The sequence below is a fragment of the Amycolatopsis jiangsuensis genome (assembly GCF_014204865.1).
Taxonomy (GTDB): domain Bacteria; phylum Actinomycetota; class Actinomycetes; order Mycobacteriales; family Pseudonocardiaceae; genus Amycolatopsis; species Amycolatopsis jiangsuensis.
Genome location: NZ_JACHMG010000001.1, coordinates 2,589,920 through 2,614,311, shown reverse-complemented (window position 1 = coordinate 2,614,311; position 24,392 = coordinate 2,589,920). Strand labels below are relative to the sequence as shown.

The window sequence follows — 24,392 nt, the reverse complement described above, 5'->3', positions numbered from 1 at the left end:
TGTCCTCACAGGTGGTGGGCGAAGGTCTCGTACGCGGCGTCCGGTTCGCCGGTGGGTTCGAAGTGGCTGATGTTCTCCAGCGACGTCCACCACTCCTCGCGCGGTTTCCACGCCGCGCGCACGCGCATGCCCATCCGGACCTCTTCGGCGGCGCATCCGAGCACGAGGTGCAGGAAGGCGATGTCGGCGCCGTCCAACAGAATGTAGGCCGCGACGTACGGCGGCTTGAGGCGCTGACCGAGGAACGGCACGTTCACGATGCAGAAAGTGGTGACGATGCCGGTGTCCGGCAGTTCGACTTCGTCCGTGGTCGGCACGCCGTCCACCGGGCAGGCCCCGCGCGGCGGGATGTAGACCTTGCCGCACGCCGGACAGCGCTGGCCGAGCAACCGGCCTTCGGCCAGACCCCGCAGGTAGCGGCTCTCTTCCGGGGACGCGGAATGCTGGTAACGCAGGTGCACCGGCGTGATGATCACGCTCACCGGAGCGCCTTCTTCGCGCTTGGCCACCGGCGGCGGGTCCTCGGTCGGTGTGGTGTCCGCCGCGTCCACCGGCAGGAAGTAGGCGATGTCGCGGATGTGGCCCACGGTTTCGTCCGCCCAGCGCACGCGTACCCGCTGTCCGGTGTGGACGTTCTCCGGTGATCCGGCGTCGAGGGCGTGCAGCAGGCTGGTGTCCGCGCCGTCGAGTTTCACCAGTACCCAGGCGAACGGGCGGGACAGCGGCTGACCGTCGAGCGGCGCCGCGCACCAGGACCACGAAACGACTTCGCCTTCGGCGGCGACCGGGACGAACTCGGTGAGCGGCTCGGCGGTCGCCGGATCGTACTCCGGAGGCGGCACGTGCACCCGCCCGTCACTGCCGCGCACGCCTTCGATCCGGCGCTCGCGCAGGGCTTCCACGAACCGGCCCAAGACCGGGCCGGTGGAACGGGTGTAGTCGAAGCCGACGTTGAGCGGCGCCGAGAGAGGGGCTTCCGAAACCGGCATGGGCTGAGTGAAACACGTTCTCGAATCCATGGCAAGACGGCTGTTGTGCTGTTATGGAACACGTTCTAGATTTGACGGTATGGAGCTGGGACTGTGGACCATTGCCGCGGCCGAGCCGGAGCGCATCGCGCTGGTGGATCCGGACGCGCGGGAGATCGGATACGGCGAGCTGGCGGCCAAGGCGAACCGGTACGCCCGGGGCCTGCGCGAGCAGGGCCTGGAAAGAGGCGACGCGGTGGTGCTGCTGCTGCCGAACGGCGAGGATCTGGTGGCGGCGTACTTCGCCGCGATCCAGACCGGGCTGTACGTGGTGGTGGTCAACTGGCACCTCGTCGGGCCGGAAGTCGCCTACATCCTCGGCGACAGCGGAGCGAAGGCGTTCCTGGCGCACGAGCGGTTCGCCGACGTCGCGGTCGTCGCCGCCGACGAAGCCGGGCTGGCCGGCGAAGGGCGCTTCGCGGTGGGCGCCGTGCCCGGGTTCCGGCGGATCGAGGAACTCGGCGCGGGTCTCGGCGACGGCCGTCCCGAGGACCGCACGGCCGGTTCGCCGATGCTCTACACCTCCGGCACCACCGGCCGACCCAAGGGCGTACGGCGGCCGCTGACCGGTGCCGACCCGGATCAGGTTCCGGTGGCGTCCACGTGGTTCTTCGGCGTTTTCGGACTGCAGCCGTTCGACGATCACGTGCACCTGTGCGGTTCGCCGCTGTATCACACCGCGGTGCTCAACTTCGTGGCGATCTCGATCCAGCTGGGCCACACAGCGGTGCTGATGGACCGCTGGGACGCCGAGGACATGCTGCGGCTCATCGAGCGGCACCGGGTGACACACAGCCACATGGTGCCGACGCAGTTCCGCCGTCTGCTGGCCTTGCCGGACGAGGTGAAGGCGAAGTACGACATGGGTTCCCTGCGGGTGATGATTCACGGTGCCGCGCCGTGCCCGCTCGAGGTGAAGCGGCGCATGCTCGACTGGTGGGGCCCGGTGGTCACCGAGTACTACGCGGCCACCGAGGGCGGCGGCACGGTGATCAACGGCGAGGACTGGCTGCGCAAACCGGGGTCGGTCGGGTTGCCGTGGCCCGGATCCACGATCCGCATCCTCGACGACGCGGGCGAAGAGCTGCCCGCCGGCGAGGTCGGCACGGTGTACATGAAGATGGGCGACTCGAAGTTCGAGTACCACCGTGACCGCGAGAAGACCGAAAAAGCCCGCGTCGGCGACCTGTTCACCCTCGGCGACGTCGGGCACCTCGACGACGACGGTTACCTGTATCTGCACGACCGCAAGGCCGACATGATCATTTCCGGTGGGGTGAACATCTACCCGGCGGAGATCGAGGGCGAGCTGGTGATGCACCCGAAGGTCGCGGACATCGCGGTGTTCGGCGTCCCGCACGAGGACTGGGGCGAGGAGATCAAGGCGGTGGTGCAGCCCGCGGACGGCGTGGACCCGTCGCCGGAGCTGACTTCGGAGCTGCTGGACTACGCGGCCACCCGGCTGGCGCGGTTCAAGCTGCCGAAGTCCGTCGACTACCTGCCGGAGCTGCCTCGCGATCCGAACGGGAAGCTGTACAAGCGGCGTCTTCGCGAGCGTTACCTGCAGTCCTGATTCGTGAGTGGCGATGCCGGTTCTCGCCGGTATCGCCACTCACGAGGGTTCATGGGGCCAGGTGGGTCAGTGGCCTTGGAAGTGGGGCTTTCGCTTCTCCGAGAAGGCTTTCGGGCCTTCCTTCGCATCCGCGGAGGCGAAGACCTCGATGCCGTACTTCGCGTCCAGCTTGAAGGCGTCCTCCTCGGGCAGGCCCTCGGTGTCGCGGATGGTGCGGAGGATCGCGCGGATGGCGACCGGGCCGTTCGCGTTGATCTGCTCGGCCAGCTCCAGTGCGCGGGCCAGCGCCTGCCCGTCCGGCACGACGTGGCCGATCAGGCCGAGGTCACGGGCTTCCGGTGCCCGGATGTGCCGTCCGGTGAGTAGCAGGTCGGCGGCGACGGTGTAGGGAATCTGGCGCGGCAGGCGCACGGCCGAACCACCCATCGGGAACAGGCCCCAGCGCGGCTCGGACACGCCGAAGCGGGCGCTTTCCCCCGCCACGCGCAGGTCGGTGGCCTGCAGGATTTCCGTGCCGCCCGCGATGGCCGGACCCTCGACCGCGGCGATCAGCGGCTTGGTGAGCCGGCGGCCCTTGAGCAGGCCCTCGATCCGGCTCGGGTCGAAGGCGCCGCTGGAGAACGACTTGTCCGGCGCGTTGGTCGACATCGACTTCAGGTCCGCGCCCGCGCAGAACGCGCCGCCCGCGCCGGTGAGCACGCAGCTGCGGATGTCGTCGTCGGTGTCGACCCGGTCCCAGGCCTCGACCATGATGGCGAGCATCTCGCCGGAGATCGCGTTGCGCGCCTCCGGCCGGTTCATCGTGACCACCAGGGTGTGCCCTTCCCGGGTCACCAGTGCGTGCGGCTGCCCCACGTGCGCCTACCTTCCGCTCTCCGACGATTGCCCAGAACGATAACATGTTCTACTTTGGGTGGGTGGCACTCAACATCGCGGATCTACTCGAGCACGCCGTCGACGCCGTGCCGGAGCGCGTCGCGGTCGTGTGCGGCGAGAAGCAGGTGAGCTTCGCCGAGCTGGAGGCACGCTCGAACCGGCTGGCCCACCATCTCGCCGCGCACGGCGTGGGACAGGGTTCCCACATCGGGGTCTACTCCCGGAATTCCATCGAGACGCTGGAAGCCATGTTCGCCGCGTACAAGCTGCGCGCCATCGCGGTGAACGTCAACTACCGCTACGTGCACGGCGAGCTGCGGTACCTGTTCGGCAATGCCGATCTGGTCGCACTGGTGCACGAACGGCGGTACGCGGACAAGGTGGCAGCGGTTCTCCCGGATGCACCGAAACTGAAACACGTTGTCGTCGTCGAGGACGGTTCGGACACGCCGTACGAGACGGGCGTGGAGTACGAAACGGCACTCGCCGGCAGCTCACCGGAACGCGATTTCGGTGAGCGCAGCGCGGACGACCTCTACATCCTCTACACCGGCGGCACCACGGGTTATCCGAAGGGGGTGCTGTGGCGGCACGAGGACATCTGGCGGGCGCTCGGCGGCGGAATCAACTTCCTGACCGGCGAGTACGTTCCGGACGAGTGGACGCTGTCCGAACAGGGCAAGGCGGGTTCACTGGTGCGGTTGCCCGCTGCCCCGCTGATCCACGGTGCGGCGCAGTGGGCGGCCTTCGGTGCGTTGTTCACCGGCAGCCCTGTGGTTTTCGTCCCGCAGTTCGACGCGCACGAGGTGTGGCAGGCGGTGCAGGAGCACAAGGTGCAGGTGCTCACCATCGTCGGGGACGCGATGGCCCGTCCACTCATCGAGGCTTACCGCGAGGGCGACTACGACGCGTCGTCGCTGGCCGCGGTGTCGAGCCACGCGGCGTTGTTCTCCCAGTCGGTGAAGCAGGAGTTCCTGGAGATGCTGCCGAACGTGGTGCTCACCGACGCGATCGGCTCGTCGGAAAGCGGGTTCACCGGGATCGGCATGGTGGGCAAGGATTCCGACCACAGCGCCGGCCCGCGGGTCGCCTTCGGCAAGGACGCGATCCTGCTCGACGACGACGGCGAGCTGGTCGAACCGGAACCGGGCGCGATCGGGCTGATCGGCCGGCGCGGGCACGTCCCGATCGGCTACTACAAGGACCCGGAGAAGAGCGCGACGATCTTCGCCGAGATCGGCGGCGTGCGCTACGTGGTGCCGGGTGACTACGCGCGCTACGAGGAGGACGGCACCGTCACGTTGCTCGGCCGGGGTTCGCAGTGCGTGAACACCGGTGGCGAGAAGGTGTACCCCGAGGAGGTCGAGGGCGCGCTGAAATCGCATCCGGACGTGTTCGACGCACTCGTGATCGGCGTTCCGGACGAACGGCTGGGGCAACGCGTCGCCGCCGTCGTGCAGCCGCGGCCGGGCACGACGCTGGACCTGCCGGCGGTCGAGGCCCACGTGCGCACCGAGGTCGCCGGGTACAAGGTGCCGCGCACGGTGTGGCTGGCCGACGAGATCGGCCGGTCACCGAGCGGCAAACCGGACTACCCGTGGGCTCAGCGCTACGCCGCCGAGCACGAACCCGCTTAGGAGGACGCATGCGTACCGCGTTGTGCGACCGGCTCGGCATCGACCTGCCGATCTTCGGATTCACCCCCTCGGAGCACGTGGCGGCCGCGATCAGCCGCGCCGGCGGACTCGGCGTGCTCGGCTGCGTGCGGTTCAACGACGCCGCGGAACTGGACGCCGTACTGTCCTGGATGGACGAGAACACCGACGGGAAACCGTACGGGGTGGACATCGTGATGCCGGCGAAGGTGCCCGCCGAGGGCAGCCAGACCGACCTCACGAAGCTCATCCCGGACGGGCATCGGTCCTTTGTGGACAAAGTGCTGCGTGACCTGTCGGTGCCGCCGCTGCCGGACGACACCGACGAACGGGCCGGCGTGCTCGGCTGGCTGCACTCGGTCGCGCGGTCGCACGTGGAGGTCGCGCTGAACCACCGGATCAGCCTGGTCGCCAACGCACTCGGTTCGCCGCCGCCGGACGTCATCACCAGGGCGCACGAGGCCGGTGTGCCGGTCGCGGCGCTGGCGGGCAAGGGCTCGCACGCGGTGCGGCACGTCGACAACGGGGTGGACGTGGTGGTGGCGCAGGGCCACGAGGCGGGCGGGCACACCGGTGAGATCGCGTCGATGGTGCTGGTGCCGGAGATCGTGGACGCGGTGGGAGACCGTGCCCCGGTCCTGGCCGCCGGTGGCATCGGTTCGGGCCGCCAGATGGCCGCCGCACTGGCCCTGGGCGCGTCCGGGGCGTGGACGGGTTCGATCTGGCTGACCACGCAGGAGTACCTGCGGACGATGCCGGACTCGGCGGCCATGCAGGACGCCCTGGTCTCGGCGACCTCGGCGGACACCGTGCGCACCCGCATCTACACCGGAAAGCCGGCCCGGCTGCTGAAAACCCGCTGGACGGAGGCGTGGGCGGCCCCGGACGCCCCGGATCCGCTGCCGATGCCCCTGCAGAACCTGCTGGTGTCCCACGCGCACAACCGCATCCACGCCGCGGGCGACCCGGCCGTGGTGTCGATGCCGGTGGGCCAGATCGTCGGCCGGATGAACCGGGTACGCCCGGTGGCCGACGTGATCGCCGACCTGGTCGAGGACTACGAGGAGGCGCTGTCCCGGCTGGACAAGACGCGCTGAAGTCCTGGCCGGGTACGTCGCTCCGGTTCTGGCCGGGCACGCTGCGCTGGCTCTGGCCAGGAGTGTCGCTACGGGATGGAGCCCGGCGGTGCGGATGAGCGGCCCTGCCGAGGTTTGGGGCCTCTCGGTGGGCTGGGGCGTGTCGGTGGGCCGGTCTCGGCTTCTCCGGGCCTGGGCTTCCGGCCCGGTGAGTCCTCCGGCGTTGCGCTTCGGCCGGAGGAGCATCGTCGTAGAAGGGCAGTCGCTGTTGGTGGGGGAGTGGATGTGCGCTCCTCTGGGTTGGCGATGACTACGTGTGTCGTGGTGGGTTGCAGGGACAGACGAGGGTCGATGGACGGCGGTGGCCGACAGGGACGGTGCGCGGCGCGGGCGGCGGCTGAGGGATGGTGGTTGGGCGGTGTGCGGTGCGGCCGGGTGCGGCGGGCGACTGGCATGCGGTGGGTGACCGGAGCGCGGTAGGCGATTGGCGTGTGCTGGGTGACCGGAGTTCGGTGGGCGATGGGATGTGCCGTGCGAGCGGGGTGCGATAGGTGACTGAGGCCCGGCGGGGGCTGAGGAGCGGTCGGTGACGGGAGGCGGTGGGTGCCTGGGTGCCGTGGGGGGTGAAGCGCAGGTGGGCGGCCGGGGCGTGGTGGGTGACGCGGTGCCAGGGACTGGGGTGTGCCGCGTCATGGGAGTGTGCTGCGTGAGAGTGGTGTGACGCGTGATCGGGGTTCCGCGTGACTGGGGTGTGTCGGGCGGCCGGGGTGTGACTGGCGCCGGGGGCGGTGAGTGCGTCATCCGCGTCGGCTGGTGGCGGGGCGGGCGGGGATGCTCCTATGGATGTCAAGCGGCGGGGGTGAGGTTGTTTTGACTGATTCCTTTGGTGGGTGTGTGGGTCAGGGCGTGGTAGATCTCTCGGGCGACGAAGCGTTTGAGGCAGCGCATGATGTCCTTTTTGGGTAGTCCTTCCTTGGTGCGGCGGGTGACGTAGGTGCGGGTGCGTTCGTCGTAGCGCATGCGGACGAGCACGATGGTGTGCAGGGCGTTGTTCGCGGCTCGATCACCACCACGGTTGAGGCGGTGGCGATGGGTGCGGCCGGAGGAGGCCGGGATCGGTGCGACTCCTGCCAGGTGCGCGAAGGCGCCCTCGGACCGCATCCGCTCGGGGTTGTCCCCGGCCGAGGCCAGTAGCTGCCCGGCGGTTTCGGGTCCGACACCGAATAGCTCCAGCAGCGCGGGGGCGGTCTGCTGCAGAAGTGGAGCGATCTCGGCGTCCAGCTCGGCGATCTCGGTGTCGATGGTTTGATGACGACGGGCCAGACGGCGCAGAGCCGCGCGGGTGGCCGCGAGTGGCCGGGTCAGGTCATCGCCGGGCCGGAGCCGGGTGAGGGTGTGGATCAGTGCCGTCCGGTCCAGGGCGGTGACCTGCTCGCGCAGCACTGCGGGCGCAGAAACCAGTAGGCCGCGGATCTGGTTCATCGCCTGGGTGCGGGTCTTGACCGCGCTGCGGCGCGCGATCCGCAGAACTCGCACGGCCTCGACCACACCGTCGCGGCTCTTGGGGGTCCCGGTGGCCCGGCCGGACAGGACAGCGGTGGCGGCGGCGTAGGCGTCGATGGGATCGGATTTGTCCTGCAATCGTCGGGTCTTGCGGTCCGGCCGGTCCACCTCGACGACTGACACCCCGGCGGCGGTGAGCACCCGGGCCAGTTCGGCGCCGTAGGCGCCGGTGCCCTCCACCCCGACCGCGGTCAGCGTGCCGTGTGAGCGCATCCAGTCCAGCAGCTCCCGATAGCCACTGATCCTGGCCGGGAACTCCCGGTCGGCCAGATGCCGGCCCACGGAATCGATCACCGCCGCATGGTGGGTCACGCCGTGGGTGTCGACTCCACCGGTGATCTGCGGGCCGTCGTGCGTCATGCTGGTCATGTCCGTCCTTGCGTATCCGTTCCCGAGGGCGGCACGCGCCGGTCGGGCGGGTGGACAAGACAGTGACGGGGCTTCTGGCCAAGCTCCTATGAAGTCACAAACACCCGTCCGGCCGCGTGCGTGGCGACGCCCCCGGCGGGCCGACACATCCCAAACAGGACAGTCAAGACGTCAGTCAGAGGCCGGGTCAGACCCGCCAACCGCGTCACCACCAACATCATCACTGTCAGAGGTTCTTCGCTGCTGCCGCGATGTCCGGAGCGAAGCTGCTCACTTCGGTGTACACGCCGGGGGCGTGGGCGCGGGCACAGCCGGTGCCCCAGCTCGTGATGCCCACCTGGACCCACTCGCCGGTGGTGTCTCGGCGGAACATCGGGCCGCCGGAGTCGCCCTGGCAGGTGTCCACGCCGCCGGTGGTGACGTCGCCTGCGCAGATCTCCGCGTCCGGGTTCAGGGAGTCGTAGTCGCCGCCCTGGGAACGGCAGGTCGCGTCGCTGACGAAGGGGACCTCCGCCTTTCGCAGATAACGTTGCTGCGCGCCACTTTCCGACGCGGCGCCCCAGCCGGCGACGGTGAACGTGCCTTCGTCGTAGTCACCCGAGGTGGCGACCGGCAGCGTCGGGATTCCGCTGACCGGGGTGGCCAGCTTGATCAATGCCCAGTCCCCGCCGGTCGTGTCGTAGGTCGGGGAGCGGAACACGGCGCTGGACCGCACCACGCGGGCGTCCGGGCTCTGCAGGTCGGCCGCTCCGAGGGTGGCGGTGATCGACGTGTCGTCGCCGGTGCGCGAGACGCAGTGCGCGGCGGTCAGCACCAGCTGGTCGGTGTAGAGCGCGCCGCCGCAGCCCATGGACAGCCGGACCATCCACAGGAACTCGCCCTGGCTGGCGCGGCTGCCGCCGACGATCCGGGTGCCGTCGGCCGAGGGTGGCTGCCCGGCCGCGGCGAGGTCGGCTGTGGTGCGGGTTGCGGATCCGGTTGCGGCTGGGGTGGTGCCACCGGCTGTGGTGGGGATTGTGGGACCAGTCGTGGTTCCGGTTGCGGCCGGCGTGGCGGGACCGGCCGCGGCGGGAGTGGCGAGGCCGGCCGCGGCCGCGAGTGCGGTGACGGCCGCCGCCACGTGAGTGAGCAGGCTGATGGATCTCTTGTCGGGCACGGGATTCGTCCTTCCTCTGTCCACTGTGGAGTTTCAGCTCCACCAAGACGGGGATTGCGTTCGGTGACGAAGCGACTACATCAGAGCGTCAGGACGAGGACAACCACTCTTGGGCGAGATACCGGGATTCTTCGCCGGACCGGGCACACTTCGAGACCACCAGTCGAGCCCGGATTTCGCGCCCGGCCTCGGTTGTCGTCCGGCTCGGGAGGGGTGGAGCGAATGGGACTTCCGCACCGGCACCTTGTGTCCGGCCGCATTCGCTGCTAGCCCGGCTGAGGAAATTCGGCTCGTGGTGCAACCGGACGGACCTCGATTTCGTCGGCAAGGCATGCGGACGACGGGAAAAATCCTGGGAACGAGTGTGCTGCTGCTCGCGGTGGCGGCTTGCGGTGGAGAACGCGGCCAAAGGGAGCAGCCTGCGACCGCCTCGCGTTCGGCAGCGCAGATGCCGTCGGGCCTGCCCGCGGCCGGATCCGGTCCGGGTCACCTCACACCGTCGGGTGTGCCGAGGAGCCGCCCGACGCAAGGGGTGCCGGCCGGCGACCGGGCTCCGGCCGCCGGTCAGGTCGACGTCTCGGCGTTGCCCGCGGGCTACCCGCGCGACGTGACGCTCGCCGAGGGCGGCTCGACCGTCGTGATCCAGGCCGAGCAAGCCGGCTGCGACCACCTGAGCGCGGCGGCGGCGGAACAGACGTCCGGCCAGGTCGTCGTGGTCGTCACGCTTACCAGGTCGTCGCACGGGAAGAAGTGCCCGATGCACGTGAAGGAGACGCCGTTGCCGGTACGGCTGGCCGCCCCGCTCGGAGCGCGGAAGCTCGTACTGCGGCCGGGTCCGTGAAAGCGTGCAACCCTCCGCGCCGGTCCTTCCGTCCCACTGGGCATGAGGTACTCGACGAAGCTGATCGGAACGGCAATCATCCTCGCGACGGCCACGGCGTGCGGCAGTCAGCAGCCGATGGCCACGGCTCCGGCGGCCGGGGGCGACTCCGCGGCACCGAGTGGCAGCGTGTCGACCTCGCCGGGGTCGCCGACGCCCACGCCGGGACCGGGCAAACCGCAGTTCCAGGTTCCGCCGGGCAGTGATCCGGTGCCGGCGGGCAAACTCGACGCCGCGGCCCTGCCGAAGCAGTTCCCGCGCGAGGTCTATACCGCCAACGGCGGTACGATCCTGGTCGTGCGCGCGGAGGAGGGCGGCTGCCAGCACGCGCTCGGCGAGGCGGTCGAGCAGACCCCGCAGCACGTGGTGGTGAACCTGAGCGAGACCAAGGCCGAGACCGGCAAGATGTGCACGATGGATCTGCGTCATCCGGTGATCTCGGTGGCGCTGGCGGCTCCGCTCGGTGAGCGGACGGTGGTACTGAAGAAGTCGCCGCCCCGGTGACGGCTTCGCCGCGGCGGCTGCCGGGTGACCTCCTCTCCGGCCACCCGGCAGCCGCACCGCGCGGGCCCGCTCCACCGGACCTAGGGTTCGGGACATGGGAATTCGCCAGGTTTCGCGCACCGCGGTCGTCGCCGCGCCGCCGGAGCAGATCTTCGAGCTGCTCGCCGACCCCGCGCAGCACCCGCTCATCGACGGCTCCGGTACCGTCCGCGCCGCGCGGGGCAGCTCGCGGCTCTCGCTCGGTTCGACCTTCGGGATGGACATGAAGATGGGCGCGAGCTACCGCATCCGCAACACCGTGGTGGAGTTCGAGGAGAACCGGCTCATCGCGTGGCGGCACTTCTCCGGACACCGCTGGCGCTGGCTGCTCGAGCCCGAGGGCGAGGGGCACACCCGGGTGACCGAGACGTTCGACTGGTCCACCGCGCGCGTTCCGTTCGCGATCGAGCTGGCCGGCTTCCCCAAGCGCAACGCCGAGGGCATCGAAAAGACCCTCGCCCGGCTCGGCGCGCTGTTCCCCGGTTGAAACCGGCCGGAGTGATCTGCGCCGCGTCCCCGACCCGACCGGCCGTGGTGGTTGTAGCTTCATAACTGTTATAGAGCTACAACGACCGCGGCTGGAGGGGTATGCCTGAGCTGAATCACCGGCGGCGGCAGATCGTGCTCGCCGTCTGCTGCCTGAGCCTGTTCATCGTGGGCTTGGACAACACCATCGTGAACCTGGCGCTGCCGGCGATCCAGCACGACCTCGGCGCCTCCGTGTCGAGTCTGCAGTGGACGATCGACGCCTACACGCTGGTGCTCGCGAGCCTGCTGATGCTGGCGGGTTCCACTGCCGACCGGCTCGGCAGGCGGCGCACCTTCCAGACCGGGCTCGTCCTGTTCGGCCTCGGCTCGCTGCTGTGCGGGCTGGCGCCGAACGTCGGCTCGCTCATCGTGTTCCGCGCGGTGCAGGCGATCGGCGGTTCGATGCTCAACCCGGTCGCGATGTCGATCATCACCAACACGTTCACCGAACCCCGGGAACGGGCCCGCGCGATCGGGGTCTGGGGCGGGGTGAACGGCCTGAGCATGGCGGTCGGCCCGGTGGTCGGCGGGGCGCTGGTCGCCTCGGCGGGCTGGCGGACGATCTTCTGGATCAACGTGCCGGTGGTACTGGCCGCGGTGGTGCTCACCGCCGCGTTCGTGCCGGAATCGCGGGCACCGCGGGCGCGCCGGCTCGATCCGGTGGGCCAGCTGCTGGTGATCGTGTTCCTCGCCGGTCTCACCTACGGGATCATCGAGGGCCGCGACGCGGGCTACGGTTCGCCGCAGATCCTGGCTTCCTTCGTCGTGGCGCTGGTCGCGCTGGCGATACTGGTGCCCTACGAGCGGCGGCGCGCGGAACCGTTGCTGGAGCTGAAGTTCTTCCGCAGCCTCCCGTTTTCCGGCGCCACGTTGATCGCGATTTTCGCCTTCGCGGGGCTGGCCGGCTTCCTCTTCGTCAACACGCTCTACCTGCAGGAGAGCCGGGGCTACAGCGCACTGCACGCCGGGTTGCTCACGTTGCCGATGGCCGTGGTGACCGCGATCGCGGGGCCGCTGTCGGGGCGGATCGTCGGCACCCGCGGGGCTCGGCTGCCGCTGGCGGTGGCGGGTACCGCGGTGACCGTGTCCGCGGTCCTGCTTTCCGTGATCAGCGTGCACACGCCGCTGTGGTGGCTGGTCGTCGCGTACGTCGTGTTCGGTCTGGGCTTCGGCATGGTCAACGCGCCGATCACCAACGCGGCGGTCTCCGGGATGCCGCGGGCGCAGGCCGGGGTGGCGGCCGCGATCGCCTCGACGAGCCGGCAGGTGGGGGTTTCGTTCGGGGTCGCGGTGATCGGCGCGGTCGTCACGGCGGGGGTCGGTGGTTCGTTCGGCGAGGGGCTGGCCGAAGCCAGCCACGCCGGCTGGTGGATCATCGCCGGATGCGGAGTGCTGGTGCTGGGGCTGGGCCTGGCGACGACCAGTCGCCGGGCGCGGGCGAGCGCGCGCCGGGTGGCCGCGGACCTCGACCCGGAACCGGTGCCGGCCCGATGAGCGACGATCCCGCCGTGCGGGTGTGGGCGCGGCTGCGGGTGATGGTGCTGGAGCGCCACGATCGCCGCCGCAAGGCCGCGGAGGCGCTGGGCATGAGCTTCATCAAGGTGAAGGCGCTGCGCAAGGCGACTGCGGGGCCGCTGACGATGCGGGAGCTGACCGAGCACCTGAACACCGATCGCCCGTACACCACGCTGGTGGTCGACGAGCTGGTCCGGCGGGGGCTCGTGGTCCGGGAATCGCATCCGGACGACCGCAGGCTCCGGATCGTCACCGCGACCCCGGCAGGCGAAGAGGCCGCCGGACGGGCGGAGCGCATCCTGGGCGAGCCGCCGCCGGAGCTGCGTGCGCTCTCGGCGGACGACCTCGCCACGCTGGACCGGATCACCGCGCTGCTGGCCGCCGCACCCGGTCCGTCCGGAACGGACGGACCGGGGGACCGGGTCAGCGGAAGCTGATCTGCAGCACCGGTTCGCTCGTCGCGGCGAAGAAGTCGTCGCCCTTGTCGTCGATCACGATGAACGCGGGGAAGTCCTCCACCTCGATCCGCCAGACTGCTTCCATGCCGAGCTCGGCGTACTCGAGCACGTCGACCTTCTTGATGCAGTCCTTCGCCAGCCGGGCGGCCGGGCCGCCGATCGAGCCGAGGTAGAAACCGCCGTGCTCCTGGCAGGCGGCGGTGACCTGCTTCGAGCGGTTGCCCTTGGCGAGCATCACCAGCGAGCCGCCGGCGGCCTGGAACTGGGCGACGTAGGAGTCCATCCGCCCGGCCGTGGTGGGGCCGAACGAACCGGACGCGTATCCGTCCGGGGTTTTCGCCGGGCCCGCGTAGTACACCGGGTGATCACGCAGGTACTGCGGCATGTCCTCACCCGCGTCGAGGCGTTCGGCGATCTTCGCGTGCGCGATGTCGCGCGCGACCACCAGCGGGCCGGTGAGCGAGAGCCGGGTCTTCACCGGCAGCCGGGACAGCTGGGCGCGGATCTCGTCCATCGGGCGGTTCAGGTCGACGTCGACGACCTCGTCGGACAGGTCGTCCTCGGTGACCTCGGGCAGGAACCGGGCGGGATCGCGTTCGAGCTGCTCGATGAACACGCCCTCGCCGGTGATCTTCGCCTTGGCCTGGCGGTCGGCCGAACAGGACACGGCGATACCGACCGGGCAGCTGGCGCCGTGCCGGGGGAGCCGGATCACGCGCACGTCGTGGCAGAAGTACTTGCCGCCGAACTGCGCGCCGATGCCGAACTGGCGGGTCATCTCGAGCACCTGCTGCTCGAGGTCCGGGTCACGGAACGCGTGGCCCAGCTCGGAACCCTCGGTCGGCAGGGTGTCGAGGTAGCGGGCGGAGGCCAGCTTCGCGACCTTGAGGTTGAACTCGGCCGACATCCCGCCGACGACGATCGCCAGGTGGTACGGCGGGCACGCGGCGGTGCCGAGGCCGCGCAGCTTCTCGTCCAGGAACCGGGCGAGCCGCTTGGGATTCAGTACCGCCTTGGTCTCCTGGTACAGGAAGGTCTTGTTGGCGCTGCCGCCGCCCTTGGCCATGAACAGGAACTCGTACGACGGGTCGCCCACCCCGTCCTTGTGGTAGAGCTCGACCTGGGCCGGGAGGTTGGTGCCGGTGTTGCGTTCTTCCCAGAAGTTCAGCGGCGCCATCTGCGAGTAACGCAGGTTGAGCTGCTGGTAGGCGTCGAAGATGCCCTGCGAGAGGGCGCGTTCGTCGTCGCCGCCGGACAGCACGCCTTCGGTGCGTTTGCCGATGACGATGGCGGTGCCGGTGTCCTGGCACATCGGCAGCACGCCGCCTGCCGAGATGGCAGCGTTGCGCAGCAGATCCATCGCGACGAACCGGTCGTTGCCGCTGGCCTCGGGGTCGTCGACGATCGAGCGCAGCTGGGCCAGGTGCGAGGTGCGCAGCAGGTGCTGGATGTCGGTGATGGCCGTGCGCGCGAGCGTGGTGAGTGCTGCGGGGTCGACCTTGAGGAAGGTCCGGCCGGCGGCTTCGACGGTCTCGACGCCGTCGGCGGTGACCAGCCGGTACTCGGTGGTGGAGTCCGTGCCCAGCGGCAGGACTTCGGTGTGCTGAAACGTGGTGGACGGCACAGCCAGGCTCCTTTGCCCTGATCGGGATCCGCCCACGGTACTCAGCACCTGCGCGGGGTCCGCGCCGCCGTGGGGCTGACTGTGGGATGGCGCACGGGAGTGGCGCAAGGGGGCGGCGCGCTGGGGATGGCGCAAGGGGAGTGGCGCACTGCGGCGACTGTGGGGGATGGCGCGGAGCGGTGGCGCGGAGGGGATGCCGCGCTGCGCTGACTGTGGGATGGCACACGGGGCTGACTGTGGAGATGCCGCACTGCGGCGCCGGACCGTGGTGCTTCGAGTGTGGTGCTCCGCGTGCTGGTGCCCCGGCTGTGGTGCGGGACTGCAGTGCCGGGGGTTTGGGTCGGGAGGCCGGGCCCACCCCGACGGACCCGACCTCCCGGGGAAAGCGGCGTGGCTGCGCACACATCCACCCGCGTGGCCTCACCGACCCGCCCTGTGCCGCCCGGGCGAAAGTCGCCCCCGCTTGCTACCCACTCGCCGAGGCGGCCAAACCGGAACCTCACCCGGAAGTCCCAGCATCCCGGGCAACCGAAACCGCAACGTTATGCGATCGCTCAACTACAGTGGGTCATGCGGCAACGCGCGTGACGGCCACCGGGGCGGCCTCGCGATGAGACGTGACCACCGGCGGTGACTACGACAGGCGACCACCGCCGTGGTCCAAGAGGCTTGCCCGCCTGACGGAGGTGTGGAAGTTCGACCCCCACAAGAACGCGTGATGCGGGGGCACGGGCGAGCGCGCTGCGCGAGCACGCCTCGCCCACGCCCTCCGCATCAACTCGCGTAGGCGCGCAGCCGGTCGGCTCGTTCGCCTTGGCGCAGTTTGGCCATGACCTCGCGCTCGATCTGGCGGACTCGTTCCCGGGAGAGACCGAAGTGCTTGCCGATCTGGTCGAGGGTGCGGGGCTGGCCGTCGTCGAGGCCGTAGCGCAGCCGGATGACGTGCTGTTCCCGGTCGTCGAGGGTGCCGAGGACGCGGCGCAGGTCGTCCTGCAGGAGCCCGGAGATCACCGCGTTTTCCGCGTCGGTCGCTTCGGAGTCCTCGATGAAGTCGCCGAGCGGGGCGTCTTCCTCGGTGCCGACCGGCATGTCGAGGCTGACCGGGTCGCGGGACTGGTCGAGCAGGGTGGAGATCTTGTGCTCCGGGATGCCGGATTCCGCGGCGAGCTCCTCGTGGGTGGCGTCGCGGCCGAGCTGCTGGTGCAGGTCACGCCGGATGCGGGCGAGCTTGTTCACCTGCTCGACGAGGTGCACCGGCAGCCGGATGGTGCGGCCCTGGTCGGCCATGCCGCGGGTGATGGCCTGACGGATCCACCAGGTGGCGTAGGTGGAGAACTTGAACCCCTTGGAGTAGTCGAACTTCTCCACCGCGCGGATCAGGCCCAGGTTGCCCTCCTGAATCAGGTCCAGCAGCGGCATCCCCCGGCCGGTGTAGCGCTTGGCCAGCGACACCACGAGCCGCAGGTTGGCCTCGAGCAGGTGGTTCTTGGCGCGGTGGCCGTCGCGCACGAGCGCGGACAGCTCCCGGCGGCGCTGGCCGGTGAGGTCCTCGGCCGTGTCCAGCATGTGCTGGGCGAACACGCCCGCCTCGATCCGCTTCGCGAGTTCGACCTCGTCGGAGGCGGTGAGCAGGGCGGTCTTGCCGATGCCGTTGAGGTACACGCGCACCAGGTCGGCGGCCGGGCTCTGGGCATCGAGGTCGGCGTCGGTGAGCACCCCCGCGCTCATCGGCTCCTCGGTCTGCGGTGCTGGAATCCCGCGCTCGCGAATCCCGCGCGCTTCGCGTTCGAGAGTCTGGACTGACATTCTGCCTCCCCGGTCACGGGCTGAACGTGTCTCGCCGGTGTGCTGCCCACGGAAGAGGCCTGTGGAATCCCGTCCGCGGGCCCAGCCGGCTTGGCTGGACACCGATGTCAACGCTCCGGGTCGGGAAAACGTTCCCGGTTCGTCACAGGGAAGACGGATCGGGAGGGCGCGCGGTTGCTCCACCAAAACTGAGGTTTTGCTGAGAAACCTCGTCCGGGCGGGGAAATGTGCGAGGTAATTCCCCGCGGTGGCGGATCCGAAACGTGGTCTAGACCTCAATCAGGACGGTGAACGGTCCGTCGTTGACGCTTTCCACGGCCATCATCGCGCCGAATCGTCCGGTGGCCACCGTCGCACCGCGCTCGCGCAGCTCGCCGACCACCGCTTCGACAAGGGGTTCCGCCGCTTCCGGCCGGGCGGCCGCGGTCCACGACGGGCGGCGGCCCTTGCGGGTGTCGCCGTAGAGCGTGAATTGCGACACCACGAGCAGTGGCGCGCCGGCGGTGGCGCAGGACTCCTCGTCCCGGAGCAATCGCAATTCGTGCAGCTTCCGTGCCATGGTGACCGCTTTCGCGGGATCGTCGCCGGTGTGGATGCCCAGCAGCACCAGTAATCCCGGTTCATCGATCGCGCCGACCACCTCGTCTGCAACGGTCACTTTCGCGCGGGTGACCCGCGCCACCACCGCCCTCATCGCGCCGACGGCACGAGCATCCCGTGCCGGACGAGTTCGCGGACCACCGGCAGCGCGGCGGTGGCCAGCTCGTCCACCGCCAATCCCTGCGCGGCGGCCAGCAGTTCGAGCAGGTCGGTGAGGGGCAGTGCGCCGCGGCAGCCGGCGAGCAGGCGGGTGGTGAGCTCGTCGACCTCGTGCTGCCATCCGGGCCCGTCCGTGCGGTGCAGCCGCTGCACGGTCGTCTCCCAGCCTTCGTCGCCCGGTGCGTCGACGCGTTCCAGCAGCACGGTGTCCGGCACCCGGAACGTGCTGTCCAGCAGGTCATCGCCGTGGGTGCGCAGCCATTCGACGCGGTCGAGCCAGTTCGCGGCTTCCGGGCCGAGCGGGTCGTCGTAGGCCTGACGAAGGTCTTCGCAGACGACGGTCGGTGTCCGGCTGTCCGTACGGCGGAGCGTGACGAAGCCGAAGCCGATGCCCTGTACGTCGTTCTCGGTGAACCAGTCGAGCCACGCGGACGCCTTCGCCCGGCCTTCCGGTGAGCGCGGGTCGATGCCCTCGTCGCGCAGCCAGGTGCCGACGTACAGACCCGGATCGGCGACATCGCGCTGGACGAACCAGGCGTCGGTTCCCGCCGGCAGCCAGCGCGTCACACGGTCGGCCCAGTCTTCGCCACGGCGGTGCAGCCATGACGCGAGCAGCTGGCCCACTCCGCCGTCCTCGAGGAAACCGGGCAGCTGCCGCACGACGAGCGCGCTCGCGTCGTCGCCGGCGAGGCCGGAGTCGCGGTAGGTGTAGTCGACCCGCGGCGGCCCGACCACGAACGGCGGGTTGCACACCACCTGGTCGAACCTGCGGCGGGCGACCGGTGCGAACCACTCGCCGCGCAGCAGCTCCACGTCCAGCTCGTTGAGCCGGAACGTGCCCGCGGCCAGCGCGAGGGCGCGGGCGGACACGTCGGTGGCGGTCACCCGCCGGGCGTGCCGCGTGGCGTGAAGTGCCTGTACGCCGTTGCCGGTGCCCAGGTCCAGCAGGCTGCCGACCGGCCTACGGCTCGTCGCGCGGATCAGGCTGAGTGAGGCGTGCCCGACGCCGAGCACGTGGTCCTCGGGCACGGTGTGGCCGAGCATGTCGGCGTCGAGGTCCGAGACGACCCACCAGGAGTCTTCTTCGTCACCGTGGGGACGGATGTCCAAGGCTGCCGCGAATCCCTCGCCTTCGGCGCGCAAGATGCCCGCTGCGACGGCGTCGGCCACGCTGAGTGGCGCGAAGGCGGCCGAAACGGCCTTCTCCGGTTCGGTAAGCCCGAGGAGGAACAGCCGGATGAGAGAGCCGAGTTCGCCGGCGTCGAGGCTGGCGCGACGGGCGGGCTCGGGTTCGCCGCGGCCGAGCGCCGCGTGCGCGGCGCCGCCGAGGGCAGCTACGACACCGTCGGCGTCGTAGCTGGCACGTCGGAATGCTTCGCGCAGCCGCGCGCAGACGTCGTCGGACAGGTCGGGCAGAGGTGTGTTCGTGCGCACGGTGGGTAAGCCTGCCACGATGACTCCCGTGACCACCGAAACCACCGGCCGTGTCCTCTCATCCCTCGAGGCGGCACTACCCGGGTTGGAAGCGCTGTACGTCGATTTGCACCAGCATCCCGAGCTCGCGTTCACGGAAACGCGTACAGCGGCAGAGCTTGCCCGTCGGCTGACCGAAGACGGTTTCGAAGTGCACACCGGGATCGGCCGTACCGGGGTGGTCGGCGTGCTGCGCAACGGCGAAGGACCGACCGTGCTGCTGCGTGCCGACATCGACGCGCTACCGGTCGAAGAACAGACTGGGCTTGCGTACGCGAGCACCGCGCGTGGCGTGGACGACGACGGGAACGACGTGCCGCTGATGCACGCGTGCGGCCACGACATGCATGCCACGTGGCTCTCCGGCGCCGCGCACCTCCTGGCGGCCGGCCGTGAGGCGTGGTCCGGCACCTTGCTCGCCGTGTTCCAGCCCGCCGAGGAGGGGTCGGGCGGCGCCGCGGCCATGGTCCGTGACGGGCTGTTCGACCTCGCCGGCCGTCCCGACTTCGTGTTCGGCCAGCACATCGCACCGGGGCCGGCCGGATGGGTGCTCACCCGGCCGGGCGTGATCATGGCCGCCGCGGAATCCCTGCGGATCACCCTGCACGGACGGGGCGGGCACGGCTCACGCCCGGAAACCACTGTCGATCCGGTGGTGCTCGCCGCCTCCGTGGTGCTCAAGCTGCAGACGGTCGTGTCGCGCGAAACCGCCGCGACCGAGCCCGCCGTGGTCACCGTGGGGTCCCTGCACGTGGGCACCGCGGCCAACGTCATCGCGGACGACGCCGTGCTGGAGGTCAACACCCGCGCGTTCGACGACGGTGTGCTGCAGCGGCTGCACGCGGCCATCGAACGGATCGTGAACGCCGAGGCCGTCGCCGCGGACGCGCCGAAGCCGCCCACGATCGAGGTGCTCAACGCCTACCCGGTCACCGCGAACGACGAAGCGGCTTCCGACGAGCTGACCGAGGCCTTCCGCGCGCACTTCGGCGCCGACGCCACGCTGCCCGCACCGCAGGTCACCGGGAGTGAGGACTTCGGCGAGTTCGGCCGCGCAGCCGGGGTGCCCTCGGTGTTCTGGCTGGTCGGCGGGTTCGATCCGCAGCAGGTGATCACCGCGATGACCGAAGGCCGGTTCGAGAAGGACGTGCCCTCGAACCACTCGCCACGCTTCGCGCCGATCCTGCACCCGACGCTGCGCACCGGCGTCGAAACGCTGGTGGTCGCCGCGCTGTCCCGGTTCCCCCACCCGGCTACCGGGAGGCCGGCATGAGTGGGAGCATGGGAACCGGAGGTGGTGCCGTGAACGCGCCCGCCGAAGGACCGGAGCCCCGCCCGGCGGTCCTGATCACCGAGGCCGAACCCTCATACGAGGAACAGCTGGCGACCCGGAAACGCAAGTACGTCACGATGATGGTCTGCCGCATCCCGTGCCTCATCCTGGCCGGCCTGACCTACCACACGTGGTGGCTGGCGCTCACGTTCCTCGTCATCTCCATCCCGCTGCCGTGGGTCGCGGTGCTGGTCGCGAACGACCGCCCGCCGCGCAAGTCGGAGAACGTGAACCGCTACGCACGGGAAGCCGGGCAGATCGAGCAACGCGACCACCGCGTGATCGACGGCTGACGCCGGGCCGGACCGGCCGCGAGGGTCAGGGTTGCGGCCCCATCCGGCTCACCGCCAGCGCACCCAGCCGGGTGCCCGCGCGCAGGACGTCCACTGTGGACTTCCCGGCCAGCCAGGTGGTGAGCACCCCGGCGTCGAAGGCGTCGCCCGCGCCGGTCGAGTCCACGCAGTCGGCTTCGATCGCGGGGACCGCGGTGACGCCGTCGGCGTCGACCCAGCTGGCGCCGTCCAGCCCGGCGGTGACCACGACGGCGCCCGCCGTGCCGAGCAGCTCCGCCGCGGACCGCGGATCGGCCGACCCGGTGAGCGCCACCAGTTCCTCGGTGTTCGGCATCAGCAGGTCGGTCCCGTGGACGTCGGCCAGGAACGCCGCCGGATCGTGGATGTGCGCTGCGGCCTGCGGATCGACCGAGGTGGTCAGCCCGGCCTCCTTCGCCGCGGCGAGCGAAGCCAGCCCGGCCGCGCGCGACGACGGGTCGAGCAGCACGTATCCGGACAGGTGCAGGTGACTCGCCCCGGCCAGCGCCTCGGACGTGACGTCGGCGGGGGAGAACCGCTTGTTCGCGCCGCGGTCGGCGAGCATGCTGCGCTGGCCCGCACCGTCCACGAGCACGACGACACAGCAGGTGGCCGCCTCCTCGTCGACCGCGAACGCGCAGCGCACGCCCGCCTCTTCCAGCTCGGCGCGGATCAGCCGGCCACCGGAGTCGTCGCCGACGCGGGCCACGAGCGTGGTGTCCGCGCCCAGAGATCGCAGCCACAGTGCGGTGTTGGCACCCGAACCACCGCCGGTGAAGCGCACCTGCGCCCGGGCGTCCCCGCCGTAGGGAAGCGGCTGGTCGTGCCGGGCCACCACGTCAAGGCCGGCGTCGCCGACCACCACGATGCCGGTCATGACAGCGCCACCGCCACTTCGGCGGCGAGCGCGGAGTTGGACAGCACCAGCGCCTCGTTCGCGTCGATGCTCACGCCGCCGCTTCCGGTGTGGAAGTGCTCCAGCAGCACCGGCGTCACCTCCGCGCCGTGCACCCCGTCGCGGTCGAGCTTGGCCAGCCCCTCGCGAAGCAGCCGATCGTGCAGCGCACTGTCCATTTCGGACTCCGGCGGGATCGGGTTGGTGAGCAGTACTCCCGAATCGGCGAAGCCGCGGTGTGCGGAGATCACCGCGGCGGCCTGCTCCGGGTCCTCCACGCGCCAGCCGACCGGATGCCCCGACGAACGCCGGTAGAACGCCGGGAAGTCGTCGGTGCGGTAGCCGAGCACCGGCACCGAACGCGTTTCCAGCACCTGCAGGGTGGCCGCGATGTCGAGCACGGACTTGACCCCGGAACACACGACCACGGTCGGTACCTTCGCGAGCACCCCGAGATCGGCCGACACGTCCCAGCTCTGCGCGGCGCCGAGATGCACCCCGCCGAGCCCGCCGGTGGCGAACACGCCGATCCCGGCCGCCGCGGCGAGCGCGGACGTGGCGGCCACCGTGGTCGCGCCGGAGCGGCGCAGACCGGCCGCGGGGCCGAGATCGCGCAACGACAGCTTCTCCAGCCCCGCATCGGGTGCGCACACGCGCTCCAGTTCGGCGCGGGACAGGCCGATCACCAGCCGTCCGTCGAGCACCGCGATAGTGGCCGGCACCGCGCCGCCGTCGCGCACCACCTGCTCCAGCCGCAGGGCGACGTCGAGGTTCCGCCCATGGGGCAGGCCGTGGGAAAGGATGGTGCTCTCGAGCGCGACGACGGGGTGACCGTCGCGCAACGCCGAGGCGACCTCGTCAGTGAGGGACAGCGGAGTCTGTGTGGTCACGGACGGACATCATCGGTGATCGCCGGGACCCGCGCGGCAGCGGGTCCGCTACCTGCCGTAGGCGGCCAGGAACATCCGGGCGGCCGCCGCCGCGAGGCGGTCGCGTTCGCGCGAAGACGGGAGCTTCGAGGGCACGAACATGGCCCGGTCCTGAGCCGGCGAAAGGGCCAAGTAGGCGAACTGCGCGGCGGCCAGCCGAAGGTCGTCCGCCGCGAGCAGCCCCGAGGCGACATAGGGCTCCAGGCACTGCGCGGTGACCTCGATGCCCCGCGAAGGCGCCTGCTCGTAATAGCTGACGGCGAGGTCGGGAAACTGCTCGGCCTCGGCGATGATGAGCCGCCGCAGGGACAGGACGTGCTCCTGCAGAACGCCGTCGAGGTACGCGCGCGCCACTGCGGCGAGCCTGCTCTCGAGCTCCTCCCGGGTGCCGGCCGGCGGGTCGCCGAAGCTCCCGGTGATGCGCAGGACCACGGTGTCCGAATTGCGTGCCACGCCTTCCACGATGTCCCGGAAGAGCCGCTCCTTGCCGGTGAACTGCTTGTACACGGTCTGCTTCGAAACTCCCGCCGCGGACGCGATCTCGTCCATGCTCGTGCCCCGGAAACCGTGCCGCAGGAACAGCGTGGTCGCCTCCGCGCGAATGGCCTGGCGCTTCTGCGCCGTGCGCCCGGTCGGCGGCTCGTCTGGGCGGACACTCATGCCGGTCATCATAACGGCGGGAACTGGACAGTCCAGTTCCCGGTGGCTACCATCAGCGCGTGCCGCACGATCCCGCCACCTTCGACCGCTCGGCCGCGGTCACCCGCAGCCTGCTGGGCTGGGGTGTCGTCGCCGGCCCCTGGTATGTGGTCACGAGCCTGGTGCTGGGGCTGACCCGCCCGGGGTTCGATCCGGCAAGGCATGCGCTGAGCCTGCTCATGCTCGGCGAACACGGCTGGCTCGAGCGGGCCGTCTTCGTCGTGTCGGCTCTGATGACGCTGGCCGCGGCCTACGGGGTGCTCCGCGCGGTCCGTGACGGCCGCGGGCTCGCCATCGGCGTGCTCACCGGCGCTTACGGCGGGTGTCTCGTGCTCAGCGCGGCCTTCGGTCCAGATCCTGTGGACGGCTTCCCGCCCGGCACGGGCAGCGGGACGGCATCGGCCGGCGGCATCCTGCATCTGCTCTTCGGCGCGGTCGGTTTCGTCTGCCTCGCCGCGGCGGCGGCCGCGTTCTCGCGCTGGGCCGCCCGGCGCGGCGAAACCGGGGCTGCCCGCCTCGGTCTGGTCTGTGCTCTCGTGGTGCTGGTCGGCTTCGCCGGCGGTGCCGTGCTGGCGCGATCGCCGGCCGGGGTCGCGTTGCTGTGGCTCGCCGTGCTCGGCGGCTGGCTGTGGCTCGCGCTCGCGTCCGCGCACCTCTACCGGGTCGTCCCGCACCCGGTGGTCTCCGAACGAACGCGACCCCAGGAGGCGTGATGACCACGTTCCGTACCGTCCTCGAGGCCACCGGCGGCAAGAACGTCGGCATCGTCGTTCCCGAGGAGATCGTGCTCGGTTTCGGGCGGGGCAAGCGCGTGCCCGTGATCGTCACCGTCGACGGTGGCTACAGCTACCGGACGACGATCGGGGTGATGGGCGGGCGCTACCTCGTCTCGTTCAACGCCGAGACCCGGAAGAACACCGGACGGGGCGCAGGCGACGAGGTCGAGGTGGACCTCGTCGCCGATCCGGATCGCTGAGCGGCCGGGGCGTGTGCGGGCGTTCCGGGGGCGGTGCGGCTGAGGCATGATGGTGGGGTGAGCACCGAGACGCTGACCAAGCCGGAGACCGACAGCACCGAGTCGACCGACGAAGACACCCCGAAGATGTTCCACTACGTGCGCAAGAACAAGATCGCCGAAAGCGCGGTCATGGGCTCGCACGTGGTGGCGCTGTGCGGTGAGGTCTTCCCGGTCACCCGCTCGCCGAAGCCGGGCGCGCCGGTCTGCCCGAAGTGCAAGAAGATCTACGAGGGCCTCCGTCCCGGCGGCGACGACTGACCACCCGGCGCGACCGGGCACTCCTGGGCGAACGAATGTGAAAAGCCTTCACGCGGTGGCTGTGCCC

The 24,392-nt window shown here is 70.4% G+C and carries 24 protein-coding genes; 13 read left to right on the top strand and 11 right to left on the bottom strand.

What is annotated here, in order from left to right:
• Positions 1-5: 5 nt before the first annotated feature.
• Positions 6-989: a Zn-ribbon domain-containing OB-fold protein gene (locus BJY18_RS11420; RefSeq protein WP_184779948.1), complete on the bottom strand. Its 984-nt coding sequence runs from the start codon at positions 987-989 to the stop codon at positions 6-8.
• Between the two features lie 79 nt (positions 990-1,068).
• Between BJY18_RS11420 and BJY18_RS11415 the strand changes: the two genes are divergently transcribed.
• Positions 1,069-2,601 (top strand): acyl-CoA synthetase, encoded by a 1,533-nt coding sequence (locus BJY18_RS11415; RefSeq protein WP_184779947.1) that lies wholly within the window; start codon positions 1,069-1,071, stop codon positions 2,599-2,601.
• 66 nt (positions 2,602-2,667) lie between these two features.
• Here the strand turns inward: BJY18_RS11415 and BJY18_RS11410 are convergent, their stop codons facing one another.
• Positions 2,668-3,456 carry a crotonase/enoyl-CoA hydratase family protein gene (locus BJY18_RS11410; RefSeq protein ID WP_184779946.1) on the bottom strand — a complete coding sequence of 263 codons (789 nt, stop codon included), beginning with the start codon at positions 3,454-3,456 and terminating at the stop codon, positions 2,668-2,670.
• A 62-nt stretch (positions 3,457-3,518) separates the two neighbouring features.
• Between BJY18_RS11410 and BJY18_RS11405 the strand changes: the two genes are divergently transcribed.
• Together BJY18_RS11405 and BJY18_RS11400 are read left to right on the top strand one after the other, a co-directional pair.
• Positions 3,519-5,114 carry an acyl-CoA synthetase gene (locus tag BJY18_RS11405; RefSeq protein WP_184779945.1) on the top strand — a complete coding sequence of 532 codons (1,596 nt, stop codon included), beginning with the start codon at positions 3,519-3,521 and terminating at the stop codon, positions 5,112-5,114.
• Positions 5,115-5,122: 8 nt separating this feature from the next.
• A complete protein-coding gene (locus BJY18_RS11400; protein WP_184779944.1) occupies positions 5,123-6,229 on the top strand; it encodes an NAD(P)H-dependent flavin oxidoreductase in 1,107 nt (368 codons plus the stop codon).
• 825 nt (positions 6,230-7,054) lie between these two features.
• Here BJY18_RS11400 and BJY18_RS11395 read toward each other — a convergent pair.
• Positions 7,055-8,140, bottom strand: coding sequence for an IS110 family RNA-guided transposase (locus tag BJY18_RS11395; protein ID WP_246458838.1), 1,086 nt, complete (start codon positions 8,138-8,140; stop codon positions 7,055-7,057).
• Positions 8,141-8,366: 226 nt separating this feature from the next.
• The gene (locus tag BJY18_RS11390) at positions 8,367-9,155 is read right to left on the bottom strand and encodes a S1 family peptidase (RefSeq protein ID WP_184784561.1); all 789 of its coding nucleotides are present in this window, start codon (positions 9,153-9,155) and stop codon (positions 8,367-8,369) included.
• Between the two features lie 646 nt (positions 9,156-9,801).
• Between BJY18_RS11390 and BJY18_RS11385 the strand changes: the two genes are divergently transcribed.
• The 5 genes from BJY18_RS11385 to BJY18_RS11365 all read left to right on the top strand — a co-directional run bounded on the left by BJY18_RS11385 (position 9,802) and on the right by BJY18_RS11365 (position 13,199).
• The gene (locus BJY18_RS11385; protein ID WP_246458836.1) at positions 9,802-10,137 is read left to right on the top strand and encodes a hypothetical protein; all 336 of its coding nucleotides are present in this window, start codon (positions 9,802-9,804) and stop codon (positions 10,135-10,137) included.
• A gap of 42 nt (positions 10,138-10,179) precedes the next feature.
• On the top strand, positions 10,180-10,680 hold the full coding sequence (locus tag BJY18_RS11380) for a hypothetical protein (RefSeq protein WP_246458834.1): 501 nt from the start codon (positions 10,180-10,182) through the stop codon (positions 10,678-10,680).
• Between the two features lie 94 nt (positions 10,681-10,774).
• A complete protein-coding gene (locus BJY18_RS11375) occupies positions 10,775-11,206 on the top strand; it encodes an SRPBCC family protein (protein ID WP_184779942.1) in 432 nt (143 codons plus the stop codon).
• Positions 11,207-11,307: 101 nt separating this feature from the next.
• Positions 11,308-12,741, top strand: a complete 1,434-nt coding sequence (locus BJY18_RS11370) for an MFS transporter (RefSeq protein ID WP_184779941.1) — start codon at positions 11,308-11,310, stop codon at positions 12,739-12,741.
• On the top strand, positions 12,738-13,199 hold the full coding sequence (locus BJY18_RS11365) for a MarR family winged helix-turn-helix transcriptional regulator (RefSeq protein ID WP_184779940.1): 462 nt from the start codon (positions 12,738-12,740) through the stop codon (positions 13,197-13,199). The genes BJY18_RS11370 and BJY18_RS11365 overlap by 4 nt, the downstream gene beginning before the upstream one ends.
• On the opposite strand, the gene BJY18_RS11360 is transcribed toward BJY18_RS11365, so the two are convergent.
• The 4 genes from BJY18_RS11360 to BJY18_RS11345 all read right to left on the bottom strand — a co-directional run bounded on the left by BJY18_RS11360 (position 13,186) and on the right by BJY18_RS11345 (position 18,825).
• Positions 13,186-14,844, bottom strand: a complete 1,659-nt coding sequence (locus BJY18_RS11360; protein WP_184779939.1) for a fumarate hydratase — start codon at positions 14,842-14,844, stop codon at positions 13,186-13,188. The two genes, BJY18_RS11365 and BJY18_RS11360, sit on opposite strands and share 14 nt — an antisense overlap.
• Before the next feature lie 774 nt (positions 14,845-15,618).
• A complete protein-coding gene (locus BJY18_RS11355) occupies positions 15,619-16,650 on the bottom strand; it encodes a sigma-70 family RNA polymerase sigma factor (protein WP_281393661.1) in 1,032 nt (343 codons plus the stop codon).
• Between the two features lie 268 nt (positions 16,651-16,918).
• Positions 16,919-17,344, bottom strand: coding sequence for a D-aminoacyl-tRNA deacylase (gene dtd, locus BJY18_RS11350; RefSeq protein ID WP_184779938.1), 426 nt, complete (start codon positions 17,342-17,344; stop codon positions 16,919-16,921).
• On the bottom strand, positions 17,341-18,825 hold the full coding sequence (locus tag BJY18_RS11345) for a DUF7782 domain-containing protein (protein ID WP_184784558.1): 1,485 nt from the start codon (positions 18,823-18,825) through the stop codon (positions 17,341-17,343). The genes dtd and BJY18_RS11345 overlap by 4 nt, the downstream gene beginning before the upstream one ends.
• A gap of 46 nt (positions 18,826-18,871) precedes the next feature.
• On the opposite strand from BJY18_RS11345, the gene BJY18_RS11340 reads away from it, so the two are divergent.
• On the top strand, positions 18,872-20,155 hold the full coding sequence (locus tag BJY18_RS11340; protein ID WP_376774654.1) for an amidohydrolase: 1,284 nt from the start codon (positions 18,872-18,874) through the stop codon (positions 20,153-20,155).
• 8 nt (positions 20,156-20,163) lie between these two features.
• A complete protein-coding gene (locus tag BJY18_RS11335; protein WP_184784557.1) occupies positions 20,164-20,508 on the top strand; it encodes a DUF3099 domain-containing protein in 345 nt (114 codons plus the stop codon).
• 25 nt (positions 20,509-20,533) lie between these two features.
• On the opposite strand, the gene BJY18_RS11330 is transcribed toward BJY18_RS11335, so the two are convergent.
• From BJY18_RS11330 to BJY18_RS11320, 3 genes are read right to left on the bottom strand one after another with little or no spacing between them, the layout of a single operon-like run.
• Positions 20,534-21,403 (bottom strand): carbohydrate kinase family protein, encoded by an 870-nt coding sequence (locus tag BJY18_RS11330; protein ID WP_184779936.1) that lies wholly within the window; start codon positions 21,401-21,403, stop codon positions 20,534-20,536.
• The gene (locus BJY18_RS11325; protein ID WP_184779935.1) at positions 21,400-22,311 is read right to left on the bottom strand and encodes a pseudouridine-5'-phosphate glycosidase; all 912 of its coding nucleotides are present in this window, start codon (positions 22,309-22,311) and stop codon (positions 21,400-21,402) included. The genes BJY18_RS11330 and BJY18_RS11325 overlap by 4 nt, the downstream gene beginning before the upstream one ends.
• Before the next feature lie 48 nt (positions 22,312-22,359).
• The gene (locus BJY18_RS11320; RefSeq protein WP_184779934.1) at positions 22,360-23,010 is read right to left on the bottom strand and encodes a TetR/AcrR family transcriptional regulator; all 651 of its coding nucleotides are present in this window, start codon (positions 23,008-23,010) and stop codon (positions 22,360-22,362) included.
• Between the two features lie 59 nt (positions 23,011-23,069).
• Between BJY18_RS11320 and BJY18_RS11315 the strand changes: the two genes are divergently transcribed.
• The 3 genes from BJY18_RS11315 to BJY18_RS11305 are packed head-to-tail and all read left to right on the top strand — an operon-like array spanning position 23,070 to position 24,325.
• The gene (locus tag BJY18_RS11315; RefSeq protein ID WP_184779933.1) at positions 23,070-23,762 is read left to right on the top strand and encodes a DUF998 domain-containing protein; all 693 of its coding nucleotides are present in this window, start codon (positions 23,070-23,072) and stop codon (positions 23,760-23,762) included.
• Complete coding sequence (locus BJY18_RS11310; protein ID WP_184779932.1) at positions 23,762-24,025, top strand: DUF1905 domain-containing protein; 264 nt, start codon at positions 23,762-23,764, stop codon at positions 24,023-24,025. The genes BJY18_RS11315 and BJY18_RS11310 overlap by 1 nt, the downstream gene beginning before the upstream one ends.
• Before the next feature lie 57 nt (positions 24,026-24,082).
• Entirely contained in the window at positions 24,083-24,325 is a 243-nt protein-coding gene (locus BJY18_RS11305) for a DUF3039 domain-containing protein (RefSeq protein ID WP_184779931.1), read from the top strand.
• Positions 24,326-24,392: the final 67 nt, after the last annotated feature.

Bases quoted from the DNA above. Each gene is read 5' to 3' on its own strand.
- BJY18_RS11420 (WP_184779948.1), bottom strand. From the start codon at position 989: ATGCCGGTTTCGGAAGCCCCTCTCTCGGCGCCGCTCAACGTCGGCTTC.
- BJY18_RS11415 (WP_184779947.1), top strand. From the start codon at position 1,069: ATGGAGCTGGGACTGTGGACCATTGCCGCGGCCGAGCCGGAGCGCATC.
- BJY18_RS11400 (WP_184779944.1), top strand. From the start codon at position 5,123: ATGCGTACCGCGTTGTGCGACCGGCTCGGCATCGACCTGCCGATCTTC.
- BJY18_RS11395 (WP_246458838.1), bottom strand. From the start codon at position 8,140: ATGACCAGCATGACGCACGACGGCCCGCAGATCACCGGTGGAGTCGAC.
- BJY18_RS11380 (WP_246458834.1), top strand. From the start codon at position 10,180: ATGAGGTACTCGACGAAGCTGATCGGAACGGCAATCATCCTCGCGACG.
- BJY18_RS11375 (WP_184779942.1), top strand. From the start codon at position 10,775: ATGGGAATTCGCCAGGTTTCGCGCACCGCGGTCGTCGCCGCGCCGCCG.
- BJY18_RS11370 (WP_184779941.1), top strand. From the start codon at position 11,308: ATGCCTGAGCTGAATCACCGGCGGCGGCAGATCGTGCTCGCCGTCTGC.
- BJY18_RS11365 (WP_184779940.1), top strand. From the start codon at position 12,738: ATGAGCGACGATCCCGCCGTGCGGGTGTGGGCGCGGCTGCGGGTGATG.
- BJY18_RS11355 (WP_281393661.1), bottom strand. From the start codon at position 16,650: ATGTCAGTCCAGACTCTCGAACGCGAAGCGCGCGGGATTCGCGAGCGC.
- dtd (WP_184779938.1), bottom strand. From the start codon at position 17,344: ATGAGGGCGGTGGTGGCGCGGGTCACCCGCGCGAAAGTGACCGTTGCA.
- BJY18_RS11335 (WP_184784557.1), top strand. From the start codon at position 20,164: ATGGGAACCGGAGGTGGTGCCGTGAACGCGCCCGCCGAAGGACCGGAG.
- BJY18_RS11330 (WP_184779936.1), bottom strand. From the start codon at position 21,403: ATGACCGGCATCGTGGTGGTCGGCGACGCCGGCCTTGACGTGGTGGCC.
- BJY18_RS11320 (WP_184779934.1), bottom strand. From the start codon at position 23,010: ATGAGTGTCCGCCCAGACGAGCCGCCGACCGGGCGCACGGCGCAGAAG.
- BJY18_RS11310 (WP_184779932.1), top strand. From the start codon at position 23,762: ATGACCACGTTCCGTACCGTCCTCGAGGCCACCGGCGGCAAGAACGTC.